This window comes from Streptomyces sp. NPDC056061 (assembly GCF_042266885.1).
Classification (GTDB): domain Bacteria; phylum Actinomycetota; class Actinomycetes; order Streptomycetales; family Streptomycetaceae; genus Streptomyces.
This window is the reverse complement of record NZ_JBHJWQ010000032.1, coordinates 31,824-45,190: the sequence shown is the minus strand read 5'-3', so window position 1 is coordinate 45,190 and position 13,367 is coordinate 31,824. Positions and strand designations below refer to the sequence as shown.

General features: G+C 68.5%; 12 protein-coding genes. All 12 read left to right on the top strand.

What is annotated here, in order from left to right; all coding sequences use genetic code 11:
- Positions 1–20: 20 nt before the first annotated feature.
- A complete protein-coding gene (locus ACFC79_RS32120) occupies positions 21–1,199 on the top strand; it encodes an acyl-CoA dehydrogenase family protein (protein WP_376247536.1) in 1,179 nt (392 codons plus the stop codon).
- Between the two features lie 157 nt (positions 1,200–1,356).
- Complete coding sequence (locus tag ACFC79_RS32115) at positions 1,357–2,139, top strand: aminotransferase class IV family protein (RefSeq protein WP_376247533.1); 783 nt, start codon at positions 1,357–1,359, stop codon at positions 2,137–2,139.
- Between the two features lie 512 nt (positions 2,140–2,651).
- Positions 2,652–3,770, top strand: a complete 1,119-nt coding sequence (locus tag ACFC79_RS32110) for a DegT/DnrJ/EryC1/StrS family aminotransferase (protein ID WP_376247531.1) — start codon at positions 2,652–2,654, stop codon at positions 3,768–3,770.
- Positions 3,758–5,122, top strand: coding sequence for an NDP-hexose 2,3-dehydratase family protein (locus ACFC79_RS32105; protein WP_376247528.1), 1,365 nt, complete (start codon positions 3,758–3,760; stop codon positions 5,120–5,122). Before ACFC79_RS32110 ends, ACFC79_RS32105 begins: the two co-directional genes overlap by 13 nt.
- Positions 5,123–5,130: 8 nt before the next feature.
- A complete protein-coding gene (locus ACFC79_RS32100; protein ID WP_376247525.1) occupies positions 5,131–6,087 on the top strand; it encodes a Gfo/Idh/MocA family protein in 957 nt (318 codons plus the stop codon).
- Positions 6,088–6,148: 61 nt separating this feature from the next.
- Positions 6,149–6,922: a sugar phosphate nucleotidyltransferase gene (locus ACFC79_RS32095; RefSeq protein ID WP_376247524.1), complete on the top strand. Its 774-nt coding sequence runs from the start codon at positions 6,149–6,151 to the stop codon at positions 6,920–6,922.
- 28 nt (positions 6,923–6,950) lie between these two features.
- Positions 6,951–8,354, top strand: a complete 1,404-nt coding sequence (locus ACFC79_RS32090; RefSeq protein ID WP_376247522.1) for a GNAT family N-acetyltransferase — start codon at positions 6,951–6,953, stop codon at positions 8,352–8,354.
- Between the two features lie 39 nt (positions 8,355–8,393).
- On the top strand, positions 8,394–9,881 hold the full coding sequence (locus ACFC79_RS32085; protein WP_376247519.1) for a glycosyltransferase family 4 protein: 1,488 nt from the start codon (positions 8,394–8,396) through the stop codon (positions 9,879–9,881).
- Positions 9,882–9,888: 7 nt separating this feature from the next.
- On the top strand, positions 9,889–10,638 hold the full coding sequence (locus ACFC79_RS32080) for a class I SAM-dependent methyltransferase (RefSeq protein ID WP_376247517.1): 750 nt from the start codon (positions 9,889–9,891) through the stop codon (positions 10,636–10,638).
- On the top strand, positions 10,635–11,183 hold the full coding sequence (locus ACFC79_RS32075) for a nucleoside 2-deoxyribosyltransferase (protein WP_376247514.1): 549 nt from the start codon (positions 10,635–10,637) through the stop codon (positions 11,181–11,183). The genes ACFC79_RS32080 and ACFC79_RS32075 overlap by 4 nt, the downstream gene beginning before the upstream one ends.
- Positions 11,180–12,391, top strand: a complete 1,212-nt coding sequence (locus tag ACFC79_RS32070; protein WP_376247512.1) for a hypothetical protein — start codon at positions 11,180–11,182, stop codon at positions 12,389–12,391. Before ACFC79_RS32075 ends, ACFC79_RS32070 begins: the two co-directional genes overlap by 4 nt.
- Before the next feature lie 12 nt (positions 12,392–12,403).
- The gene (locus tag ACFC79_RS32065; RefSeq protein ID WP_376247510.1) at positions 12,404–13,354 is read left to right on the top strand and encodes an NAD-dependent epimerase/dehydratase family protein; all 951 of its coding nucleotides are present in this window, start codon (positions 12,404–12,406) and stop codon (positions 13,352–13,354) included.
- Positions 13,355–13,367: the final 13 nt, after the last annotated feature.

The window sequence follows — 13,367 nt, the reverse complement described above, 5'->3', positions numbered from 1 at the left end:
GCGAGACTCCTGGAGGGGCCGTGCACCTCGAATACACGCCTGAGCAGCAGCAGTTGCGTGCCGAACTGCGCGAGTACTTCGCCGCGCTCATCCCCGACGACGCCTCCGTCCGGTACGCCGATCCCGCCGCCCAGAAGGTGTTCTACCGCGAGACGATCCGGCGCCTGGGCGCCGACGGCAGGCTCGGAGTCGGCTGGCCCGAGGAGTACGGCGGCCGGGGCATGTCCGCGATGGAGCAGTTCATCTTCTTCGACGAGGCGGCCCAGGCGGGCGTGCCGCTGCCGCTGATGGCCCTGAACACCGTCGGCCCGACGATCATGCGGTTCGGCACCGACGAGCAGAAGGCGTTCTTCCTGCCCAAGATCCTCGCCGGGGAGATCGACTTCGCCATCGGCTACAGCGAACCCGACGCGGGCACCGACCTCGCCGCGCTCAGGACCAGGGCCGTACGCGACGGCGACACCTACGCCGTCGACGGACAGAAGATCTGGACCACCAACGGCGACACCGCGGACTGGGTCTGGCTCGCCGTCCGCACCGATCCCGACGCGCCCCCGCACAAGGGCATCACCATGCTGCTCGTCCCGACCACGGACCCCGGATACTCCTGCACGGTGATCAACACCCTCGCCTCCCACGACACCACCGCCAGTTACTACGAGAACGTCCGCGTCCCCGTCTCCCACCGGGTCGGTGCCGAGAACGGCGGCTGGCGTCTGATCACCAATCAGCTCAACCACGAGCGCGTCACGCTCGCCGCCCACGGCACCATGGCCGTCCGCGCCCTTCACGACGTCCGGCACTGGTGCGCACGGACCCGCCTCGCCGACGGCCGGCGCGTCATCGACCTGGGCTGGGTCCGCACCCTGCTCGCCCGCACCCACACCAGGCTCGACGCCATGAAGCTGCTGAACTGGCAGATGGTGTCCGCCGTCCAGGACGGAACCCTCACTCCGCAGGACGCCTCCGCCGTCAAGGTCTACGGCTCCGAGGCGCGACGCGACGCCTACGCCTGGCTGATGGAGGCCGTCGGCTCGGCCGGACCGCTCAAGGAGGGCTCCGCCGGCGCCGTGCTCCACGGCGAACTGGAACGCGGCTACCGGTCCGCCGTGATCTTCACCTTCGGCGGCGGGAACAACGAGATCCAGCGCGAGATCATCTCGTGGATCGGCCTGGGGATGCCACGCGTACGGCGGTGAGACGCATGTGACGCCGACGCCCCGGGGAACGATCCCCGCCCGGCGCGGTTCGGGGACGGCCGGAACCGGGAACAGCGGCCGCTCCCGAGGATGCCGGGCCCGGGGCCGCCCCGATGAACCCGACGCGAGCGGGCGCCTTCCTGACATGCTGGGCGGCATGGCGACACTCGATGGAAAGCCCGTATCCGCCGACGACCTGCTCCCGCTGGCCCTGACCAACCTGGGCCACTTCACCTCGATACGCGTCGACGCCGACGGCACCATCCGCGGACTGTCACTCCACCTGGAACGCCTCGCACGGGACTGCGAGGCCGTCTTCGGCGCCGACCTGGACACCGGACGCGTCCGCGAATTCGTCCGACGGGGCCTGGCAGGGCGGGCCCTGCCCTGCGTCGTCCGCGTCACGGTCTACGACCCGGGCGCGGAGCTGGGACACCTGGCGGATGCCGACGATCCGCATGTCCTGGTGTCGGTGCGCGCGGCCGGCGCGATGCCCCCCGCGCCGCTGCGCGCCATGAGCGTCACCTACGAACGCGACCTTCCCCACGTCAAGCACGTCGGGCTCCTCGGTGCCCTGCACGCCCGCCGCACGGCACAACTCGCCGGGTACGACGACGCGCTGTTCGTCGACCGCGACGGGCGCGTGACCGAGGGCAGCACCTGGAACGTGGGCTTCGTCGATCGGGACGGTGCCGTGGTGTGGCCGCGGGGCGACGTGCTGCCCGGCGTCACCATGGCGCTGCTCCGGGAGCGCGCCGAACACCGGTTTGCCACCGTCACCTTGGAACAGGCCAAGGGCATGGCGGCCGCGTTCGCGACGAACACGAGCATCGGCGTCCGCGCCCTGGCGGCGATCGACGAGACCGGACTCGCCGCCGCGCACCCGGTGTTGGACGGACTCGTCGAGACGTATCTGTCGATTCCCGGCGAGAGGCCCTGAGGGCTGTCCCGTAGTCCGTCGGGGATTGCGGGACAGCCCTCGGGCGACACCCCGGGGCGGCCGCACCCGCACCGGGGGAGGCGGCCCGTGCCTCCTGGGCGGCAGGCAAGCCCCGGCGTTCCGCACGGGCGGGGGACGCGGGCGGGTGCGGCCCCGATCGGGCCCGCCGGGCTTCACTTCCGCAACGTCACCCCCCGCGTCCGGAGGCCGGCACCACCCCGGGACCGCGGCCCGCGCCGCCCCGGTCCGGCGCGCCGGACCGGGGCGGGCAGGAGGTGTCACGTGGGCCGTGTCCGGGCTTCACGAGGCGGATAGGCGCAGGTCACACAGGTTCACGACCAGCAGTCCATGCCAAAGCTTTACCTTTTATCACAGGCGAGATAGAGTGTGATCAAGTCGCCGGTCGGGGGGCGGTTCGAGGGGAATTCGCCAATGGGCGTCCACGTATGCACGCATTTACCTTGTTCTTGACCAAAGGATCGCCACGGAAGTGGTGAAGGGGGCGTGTGAGAATGCAGTCTGTACCGCCAAAAAGCGAAATCAGAATGTACCGACCACAAGTTGATCCGTCCTCGCTGGAACGTCTCCGAGAGGTTCTGGAGTCCGGCTGGATCGGACTCGGGCCCGTTACGAAGAAGTTCGAACAGGAGTTAGCGCACTCGGATTTGGTCGGCAAGCATCCGGTTGCCGTGAATTCCGGTACCGCGGCTCTTCATCTTGCGCTGGTAGTGGCGGACGTGCCCAAGGGCAGTGCCGTGATCGTACCCGCCAATACATTCGTCTCGACCGCGGCCGTGGCGCTCCAGCATCAGTGCCGCGTGATACTTGCCGACATCGAGCGCACAACGGGCAACATCGACCTGGATTCGGTGCGCGAAATCCTGGACACCGAGCCGGACGTCAGCGCCGTCATCGCCGTCCACTACTCGGGGATCCCCTGCGACATAGCGGGCCTGAGCGAGATATCGGACACATACGGAGTGGTGGTCGTCGAGGACTGCGCCCATGCCATCGGTTCGATGTGGCAGGGACGTCCGATGAGCGAGTCGCCGCATATACAGGCTTATTCTTTCCATGCGACGAAAGCCCTCGCCATCGGTGAAGGCGGATGCGTCACCTTTCCCGACGCCGCCTCCGCCGAGCGGGCCACGCGGCTGCGCAGGCTCGGGATCGACATGGGCGCTCGTTCCTGGTCGAATCCTTATGACATCCCCGAGCTCGGTTTCAAGTACAACATGGGCGACATCGCGGCAGCGGTCGGCCTCGCCCAACTGGAAGGTCTGCAGGAGAAGCTGCAGAAGCGCAGGTCGATCGTGCGCCGCTACCGGGAACGACTGGCCGACTCGCCGGTGGAACTCGTGCGTGAACCCCACGAGTCCGATCGCTCCGGAGGCTTCGCCGTGCCGGTCCTGGTCGACGATCGGGAACGTGTCCGGAAGGAACTCGACGCCGCCGGAATCGAGTCCGAGATCTATTTCAGGCCACTCGGCAAGTTTCTGCTCGACGCGCCGCGTCCCACACCGGTGGCGGAACGCTTCGCCCGCGACGTCATCTGCCTCCCCATCCATCCGCTGATCAGCCTCGACGAGATCGACTACGTCTGCGACCGGTTATGCGAATGCGTGGCATGAACGCATACGTGACGGGGATCTCACAGGACATCAGAAAATCCGGCACACAGGTCATCGACACCGTTCGGGAACTCCGCTCGGAGTGCCTGCGCCGACGTCATTCGCTCACCGCGCGGGTCCTCCCCGTGCCGCTGGCCGAATTACGCTCCTGGGCCGTGACCGATGGCGGGGCGTTGGCGCATGAAACCGGCCGTTTCTTCAGGATCGTCGGTGCCAGAGATCTGACGGATACCCGTCGGCCTCTGGAGCAGCCGCTGATAGAGCAGCGCGAAGTCGGAATGCTGTGCCTGTTCGTCGCACGGTTCGACGGTGAGTTCCATGGCTTGATCACGTTCAAATTCGAGCCGGGTACTCCCGATGGCATAGAAGTCGCGCCGACCGTGCAGGCCACCCGTAGCAACTACGAGGCCGCGCATGGCGGAAAGCGGGTGCCTGCCGCCGAGATCGCACTCTCGGAGGACGTGTGCACGCTCGCCGATGCCGTGCAGCGCGAGCAGGAGTCGTGGTTTCTCGGAAAGGTCAACCGAAACCGCATCGTTCTGCTCGACGTGGCCGAGGCGGTCGACATTGCACGGAGTGTTCCGGAAAGCCGATGGGTACCGATTCCGGTTCTGCTGGAGGCGGCACTGGAAAGCCGCCTCCTCAATATGGATCTGCGGTCGGTCCTGTCGATGTGGCCGCTGGAGGCCACCGCGGTCCCGGAGGCATTCGTGCCGCCCGGGAGACGACCGCGCAAGGACGGTCCGGATCCGGTACCGACGGGCTCGGCTCCCGAGATCGTTCCGCTGGACCGGCTGTCGCATTGGAAAATGGCGGAAAGCATCGAGCACCGACAGCGTCGGTTCTTCTCCGTCGTGGGCTGCCGCGTCGAAGGGCAGGGCCGTGAGGTCGCGTCCTGGGACCAGCCGCTGCTGGCACCGGCCGGCATGGGCCAGTGCACGCTGCTGATCCGGCCGGGCGCCGACGGACCGGAGCTGCTCGTCGCGGAAAGAGTCCGGATCGGATCCGTCCGCGGACCAAGCCTTGAGGCCCGGTTCCAGCGGGGTGACATCGCCGACCACACGACGGAGTCCCGGCGCCGATCGATGATCGCGGAGTCGTCGGCTCTGGCCCACTGCCGAGAAATCCATTCCGCGGTACACGCCGAGGAGGGCGGCCGGTTCCGCGGCGCCATCGCCACCTACCACGTGGGACTGCTCGCCGACGCCGTCGAGGAGCAGTCGGCCGACCGATGGATGGCTCTGAACGAGGTGGAGGCGCTCGACCAACGCGGGGACCGGCTCAGCGTCGAATTACGCACCTGTCTGACGATGATCAAGGGCCTCATCGCGATCGGATCCCTCAAACCGTGATCGCGGCGATGGGGAATTCCGAGTACTTGGCCCGACGGACCGCGCCACTGCTCCGGCAGTTGAACCGCACCGACGCCCCGCTCCTCGTGGGTACCGACCATCCCCGCGGGACACGTGCCGCCGTACCGACCGAAGGGATCGAGTTCACCGATCGCGACGCGGTGCTGGCCGACCGGGACGTCGACATCGTCTACATCTCCAGTGCGACCGGCCGTCACTTCGCCGACTGCCGGGCGGCGTTGGCCGCGGGGAAGCACGTGCTGGTGGAGAAGCCGGTCTGTCTGACAGCGGCGGAGGCTCGTGAGCTGGACGCGTCGGCACGTGCCCGCGACCGCACGGTCTTCGAGTGTCTCTCCTACCCGTACCACCCCGCCTGGAACGATTTCCTCGCACGGGTGCGCGCCGCCGACCGGGCGGGCCCCGTGTCCGTCTCCGCGGTCTTCCGCATACCGGGGCGCGAACCGACGGACTTCCGTCGCCGCCCCCAGCACGGCGGGGCGGCCGCGGACCTGGGGACCTATTGCGTCGACGCGCTGGTGAGGCTCGGCGCCGTCGCCGAGGACCTGAAGTTCGGCGCGGTGCTGCTCGGAGGCTCGGAGACCGACGGCGGCGCGGCGCTCACCAGTCGCGTGATCGACGGGAACACCGTCACCTACGCCGGATCGTGGGCGATCGGCGACTCCTACGCCAACGGCGTCGTCGTCGCGGACCCTCGGCGGCGTCTGGAACTGCTCCGTGTGTTCTCCCCGCCGGTGGACACCCCGGTCGGGGTCGTCGAAAGAAGACCCGGCGAACCCGGGCAGGCCGTCGCCACGGCCCATGGGCCGGCCAACGCGACGCGCGCGTGCCTGACCGCGGGAACGCGGTACGCGCGGGACGCGAGGACGGCGGGCCTGGTCGATCGTTCGGCCATTCTGCGCCGCATCGCCGTGCTGGAAGAAGCAACGGCAGCCCTTTCCGCGTAACCCACACCTCTCGACCGTAGATCGACCACGGCCCCGCTGCGGGCCGAGAAGGCGGTAGGCCATGGGGGCAACGAACCCTGTCAAAGAACGAGTCGCCGGAATCGTGCTGGTAGGAGGCACCGGATCGCGGCTGTTTCCGGCGACCCGCGTTGTCAACAAGCATCTGCTTCCGGTTTATGACAAGCCAACCATCGCATTCTCCATGGATGTGATGACAGAATGCGGCGTCGATACTCTGGTCCTCGTCTGCAATGCGGCGGACGAAGAGATATACCGGAGTATTCCGGCCTGGCTCGGGTACTCCGACATCGAGATCCGGACGGTTGTCCAGGAAGAACCGAACGGCATCGCCGGCGCCATCGCCTGTGCCCGGGAGTACCTGGAGCCCGAAGGATACGAGCGCATCGTCGTCGCGCTCGGGGACACGCTCTACGTGTACAGCTCGACCTGGGCCGGAGACATCCTCAAGAAGACCGAGGCCACCGGGTGCAGCGCTGCGGTCGCGGTCATCGAGCACCCCGATCCGAGGGACTTCGGGGTCGTCGAGAGCACCGAGAGCGGGACGGTCGTCCGGGTCCGCGAAAAGGTCGACGTGCGTCGCAGAAGTCAGGTGTGCACGGGCCTCTACTCATTCGACGGCTCGATGTGGAAGCGGCTGGAGTCCATTGTTCCGTCGGGCCGGGGGGAATTGGAAATTACCTCCCTGCTCGAGTCGTACATCGACGACGGGGGCCTCGCCGCCGTGGCCGTGCCCGAGGAGGCCGGGTGGTTCGACGTGGGCACCCCCGACCGTCTGGTCGATGCCGCGGTCGCCCGTCGGCGCCTGCTCGCCTGATTCCCACCAAAAACCAAGGGAGTGGAAATTGACCGTTCAGCAGGAAAACAACGACGTGTCGGCCGACGAGATCGTCATCAGGGATGCCACGGAAGCGGACCGTGCCGTCATCCAAGGGCTTCTGCACGGATCCCTGAGGAGGAACTACGACGGTGATCACGTCGCCCAGGCCGACCGCATCATCGATGCGCATCTCGGCGGCGGCAAGGATCCCGTGGGCCACTTCTCCAAGACGCAGCACGTCTACGTCGCCGAGGCCGGCGGCGAGGTGGTCGGCGTCATGAACATCGCCGAGAAGCGCCAGGGCACGATGAAGATCAGCCCGCTCATCGTCGACCCCGACTTCCGTGGCTCCAAGGGCGCCGGATCCGCGCTGCTCGCGAAGTCCGTCGAGGTGGCGAGGGCCCGCGGCGTCCGGCAGCTCTACGGCACCGTCGCCGAGCCGAGTTCCTGGATCGAGACGTTCTACCTGAACCGCGGCTGGACCTGCGGGTCGCAGTCGAACAGCCAGTACCGTCCCGATGTCGTCGAGCACGCGATCTACTACAACGTCGACAGCGGCGAGTCCGATCCCGTGAGGGAGCCGCTGAAGTTCGAGGAGTACTCCCCGTCGAGGTACGAGGAGCTCGCGCAGTTCCTCATCTCCCGCATGGACGTCTTCGTCGACGGAATAGACGAGGACTTCGTCCGGGCCCTGGTGGCGGGGCATGAGCGGCGGAACTCGCGCGAGGTGGAGTCCAAGTACAAGGAGATCTACCTCGGTTACGAATCCGACGTCCTCAGCTCGGTCATCGCGTTCGGTCCGAAGAAGGGCGGTGCGGTCAAGCTCATGCCGCTGAGCGCTACCTCGCAGCGCGCACTTCAGGAGACCCTCAGGTTCGCACAGTCCTGGGCGGAGGGGCGAACACACAAGCTGTACACGCACCAGCATGTGGATCCGGCAGTGGTGACCGCGTTCCAGAGCGAGATGTGGACGCTCGAGGGCCTGCTCCCGGAGGCGTATTCGGCGGGAAGGGTGGCCGCCCAGTGGGGCTGGCTCCCGGGTGAGACCACCCACCTGGGACGCAATTCCGATCGCCTGAAGGCATACACCGAACGTTTCTTGACGTTCGTCCGCGAACGCGGCTGGGACCAGTTCGAGGAGGCCCGCAGCCTCGCAATGGCGGTCGGCGGCGAGGCCGGCGAGCTGCTGGCCGAACTCCAGTGGCTCAGCGAGCCCGAGGTGGTCGAACTGCTCCGCACGGACCGGGAGTTCAAGAACAACCTGTCGTTCGAGGCGGCGGACATCCTCAACTACCTGATCCGCCTCGCGCGTTACTGCGATTTCGATCTGATCGAGTCGGCGGACAAGAAGCTGGCCGTCAACATCGACCGATTCCCGGTGGAGGAAGTGCACGGCTTGAAGGGGAAGCGGTACAAGGCCGACCACTGAGCCCGGGAAGGCCGAGCGCGGGACGAGGAGTCGAAGCCAGTGAACATTCTTTTCGTATGCAGCGTGTACTACCCGGTGACCGGTGGGGCACAGGATCCCGTCGACCAGCTCGGGGCCGAGCTGGTCGCACGCGGACACAACGTGGACGTGCTCACCAGGCATGTTCCCGACACCACACCGAAGGAGGAGGTACGCAATGGGGTGCACATACACCGGATCCCCAACGCGGTGCTGCCCTCCGACTTCAGGGCGCTGACCGGCGAACTGCAGGAGTTCGTCCGGAGCGTCCGGAAGCCGGACGTCATCCATGTCATCGGCCTGCGGCGGCCGCTTCCGATGATCGCGGAGCTGCTGGCCTGTCTGTGGCACGTACCGGTCATCCAGACGGTCGGCGGCTACGACATCCCCGATGTGGTCGACCCCGACCCGCGGCTCGTCTGGCTGACCGGCCAGGACTTCGTGCTCCCGGCCATGCGGCGGGCGGACCTGCTGAACGCGGCGTCGGAGGATCTCGCCCGGCAGACCGAGCTGCTGGTCGGTGAGAAGGCCCCGGTGCCCACCCTCTACGTGGGGATCGACCACGACCTGTTCAGCACCGCGGAACCCCACGGGAGCGCGGCCGCCCGGGGCCCCTACGTGCTGTCGCTGCGGCGACTGGAGCCCGCCAAGTCGGTGGACAGGACGATCGAGGCGATCGGTCTGCTGAAGGACGAGATCCCGGAGCTCCACCTGGTCGTGGCCGGGGACGGCAGCGAGCGTGCCGCCCTTGAGGAGTACGCCGGCCGACTCGGCCTGACCTCCCGCGTCCACTTCATCGGGGAGGTGCCGATCGAGGAGGCGGCCTCCCTGCTGAAGGGCGCCTTTGCCACCGTCGTGGCCTCGAAGTCGGAGGGCGGCGGCCTGGTGAACGTCGAGGCCCAGGCGGCCGGTTGCCCGGTCATCGCGACCCGGGCCGGGGGCATCGGCGAATATCTGGGAGGCGAGTCGGGCGCGCTGTACGTGGACGCGCCTGACGGCGGACTGATCGCGCACGCACTGCGCACCCTGTGGTTCGACCCGGAGGCCAGGGAACGGCTCGTCGCGGCCGCGCGCCCGCTGTCCGAGCGTCTGTCCACACGCTCGCTGGCCGCGGAGTACACGGCGGTCTACGCGGACGTGGCGGAGGCATACCGGCCGCGGGAGTTCGTCCCCTGGGACACGATCACCGCGGCGCTCTGGGAGGACCTCTCCGTTCCCGCGGGGCGCAGTCCCACCGTGGACGACCCGTGGCGAGCTCCGCAGGCGGTCGAGGACCTGCTGCTGTCGACGGCGGACGAGGAGTTCCGCGCCCTCGGGCACGGTGCGGACGCCTTCTACTACCTGGCCTGGTCCAGTGGCGTGCCGGTCGAGCAGCTGCGGAAGGTGTGCGAATTCGTGCTGCGGGCCACCGGGGAACTGCCGAAGCACACCGTTGCTGCCGGCCTGGAGCACGCGGCGGACTGGGGGCGCTTCGACACCGAGAGCTGCCTCGGATACATCCGGAATTAGGAGACCTATGTCCAAGGGTTCCACACCGCAGGCCACCTCGGTGACGTCGAAGCGGTTCTACGACGTCTACGCGCATGGCTACGCCACCTACCTGGAGCGTCATACCCGGTACTTCCGTGCCGTGGAGGAGGAGATAGCCGCAGCGGCCGGGAACCGGAAGGGTCTCGCGTTGCTGGACGTGGGCACCGGCACCGGCGAACGCCTGCAACGCGTGGTCGCGGAGATCCGCCCCGATCATGTCGCCGCCATCGACGAGAGCCCCGAGATGGCCGCCCTCGCCCGGCGCAACTGCCCCGGAGCCCAGGTGTTGGCGCTGCCGCTCGCGGCGCCGGAGCTGTCGGCCGCGCTCTCGGCGAAGTTCGACCTGGTGACCTGTTTGTCGAATGTCCTGGGCCACATCCCGCGGACGCAACTGGTACCGGGGCTCCGGCAGATCAGAAGCCTGCTGAAGCCCGGCGGTGCGTTCGTGTTCGACGTCAACAACCGGTACAACGCGGTCACGTACGGTCCGCTCAGCGTGATCCGCAACGTCGTGAGGGACCGTGTGCTGCCCGGTGGGGGTGATTTCACGGCGTCCTACCGCAGCGGCGACGAGGTCCTGCACACCCCGGTCCATCTGTTCAGCCCGTCCGAAGTGGCCCGGTTGCTCGGGGAGTCCGGGTTCGAGGTGGTGAGCCTCGGCTTCCGGGACTACGTCACGGGGCAGGCACGCGGACGATTCGGCGGGAGCATCGTAGTGAAGGCGGTCAGCGCATGAGCGGTTCCATCGTCCACGGTCCGAAGGTGTTCCTCGCGGCGCCTTTCGGGAACTACGTACGCGGTGAGGTGTTCCTGCCGGAGAAGAAGGCCGAGATCCTCAGCTATCACACACGGCTCCGCGAACTGGGTGCCTCGGTGTTCAGCTCCCACATGAACGAGGAGTGGGGCGCCGCGGGGCTGCCGCCGGAGGACTGCATGCGCGACGACCTCCGTGCCCTGCACGCGGCGGACAGCCTGTGCGCACTCGTCGGCGACGAGCCGTCGGCCGGAGTGGCGTTCGAACTCGGTTACGCGGCCTCGGTCCGCCGGCCCACGGTCCTCGTCACCTCGTCCTTCCACTCGCTGTCGTCCATGATCCGCGGCATGGGGACCCTGCTCGAACTCGAGGTGGTCGAGGGGGACGCGGGCAGTCCGGCGGTCGTCGAGAAGGCATGTTCGGCAGCGTTCGACCTCGGTGCGGAGTACCGGCGGTCGGACCGCTTCTGGGAGAGCCCGGACGTCGCACGCGCGCTCAAGTTCCGTACGCCGGGAGGAGCGGAGTGAACGCACCGGCCACAGCCTCCGGCGGAGTCCGGATCGGCATCCTGGGCGTGAACTTCGGCTGGGGGCCGCACGCCGCGCTGGAGACCGTCATCAGCGAGATCCGGCGGACCGCGCCGGAGGACTGCCACATCGTCGCCTTCGGGAGCGAGTACGGGCGGTCCCTCATGGACGGCGTCGTCGACGAGTGGTGCGAGTTCGACGGTTCGGACTACCAGGCGCTGACGCGGGCCGCCGCCGCGAAGAACCTCGACGTGGCGCTCGTGACGCTGGAGGGTTTCGCCGCCCGCGCCTTCGAGGCGGCGGGCGTGCGCACCGTCTTCGTCGACCTCATGCCGTTCCTGTGGCACGGCGCGGACCTCGCCGTGCCACCGCTGGAGGTGAGCCACTACCTCGCCCTGAGGCTTCCCGGGCTGTCCCGGGAAACCCTCGGCTGGATGCGGGGCATCCGCAATCTGAGGTGGATCGGCGCGGTGGTGCCCTGGCAGCCGCTCGCGGCGACACGACACTCGTACGGATACGCCGACGGCAACCGGCGGGCGATCGTCACGCTCGGCGGGATGCTCGGCCTGACCACGCAGGACACCACGACCTACCCGTCCCTGGTGCTCCCAGGAGCCATCGAGGCCCTGATCGCAGCCGGATTCGACAGCATCCACATCGTCGGCAACACCCCTCGGGCGGACCTGGACGCCATCGTCGCGCCGTACCGCGGGCGTGCGGAGTTCCGTTCCGGTCCGCTGCCCCGTGCCGAGTACCGCACGCGCATCGCGGAGAGCGCGCTCTGTCTCAGCCAGCCCGGACTCATGAGCCTCCTGGAGGCGAGCTCCTGCGGGACGCCGCTGATCCGTCTGCCACCGCAGAACGTCTCGGGGTTCCCGCAGGCGGAGATCCACCGAATCGCGACCGGGGCCGACACCGGAATGACGTGGCCCACCGACGTGGTCGACGAAGCGGTGGTCGCGCGGAAGGCCGCGGAGACCGAGGCGGCCGGGAACGGCTACGTCTACGGGGCGATCGCGGACGGCCTCCGCCTGCGCAGCGAGTCCACGCGCCGGTCCTTCCGCGCGCAGTTGGAGCGGTTGATTCCGCAGTGCCTGGCACTTCCCGCCGACGTCTGGACCGGCCTGGTGGAGAAGGTGGGGGAGGACGGCGCGAAGGTGGCCGCGGAGGTCGTGCTCGATACGGCCCGTGCCACCGCGCGGAAATGACGGGGTGCCAGGGTGTCGACGGATGTGATCGTCTTCGGTGCCAAGGGGTTCATCGGACGGTACGTGTCCGCGGCGCTCGCCGCGGATGGGTGGCGCTGCACGGGGGTGGACCGGTACGGGCGGGCGACGGGCGGCGCCGGGGGGGTCGGCGGTCCCTACTACTCGGGGAACGACTGGTCGTCCGCCGCTCTGTCCCGCTTCCTGCGGGACCGGGGTCCCGTCGTCGTCGTCAACGCCGTGGGTGCGTCCTGGTCCACCGACCCCTCGGTGGTGCGTCGGGACAATGTCGTGTGGCCGTGCCGTCTCGCGGAGGCGTGCGAACGGTCGGGGACGACGGAGTCGATCCTGCACCTCGGGTCGTCGCACGAATACGGGGACACCGTCCCGGACGTGCCGGTGAGCGAGTCGAGCGTGCTGGCTCCCGTGACGGAGTACGGGAGGTCCAAGGTCGTGGGTGCCTCCTACCTGGTGCGCGCGGCCTACCGGATGAACAGGCCGGTGACGCTGATCCGCGCCTTCAACGTGATCGGACCGGGTCACGGCACGCAGGGCATCTGGGCCGTGGCGGCCGGGCTGTACCGGGCCGCGGCGGAAGCGGGCTCGGCCCGGGTGGTGGCCAACGTTCCGCTGCCGGAGACGGCGCGGGACCTGGTCGACGTCCGGGACGTGGCCGGCCTGGTGACCCTGGCCGCCCGCCGTTCGGGACCGGCGGTGGCCGCCTACAACGCGGCATCGGGGACCGCGACGAGTATCGGGCAGCTCTTCGAAGGCTTCGCGGAGCAGACCGGAATCCCCTATCGGTTCGTGCGGAACCCCGACGGCCTGCGCACGGGATCGACGTGGCAGCGCGCCGACATCGCACGCGCGGCAGCACACCTCGGCTGGGCGCGGCGGTTCACCCTGACCGACTCCATACGCGCGGCCCTCGCCCCTGACGCGGCGACGCCGGTCGCGCTCGGCTGAATCTGCCCGTACC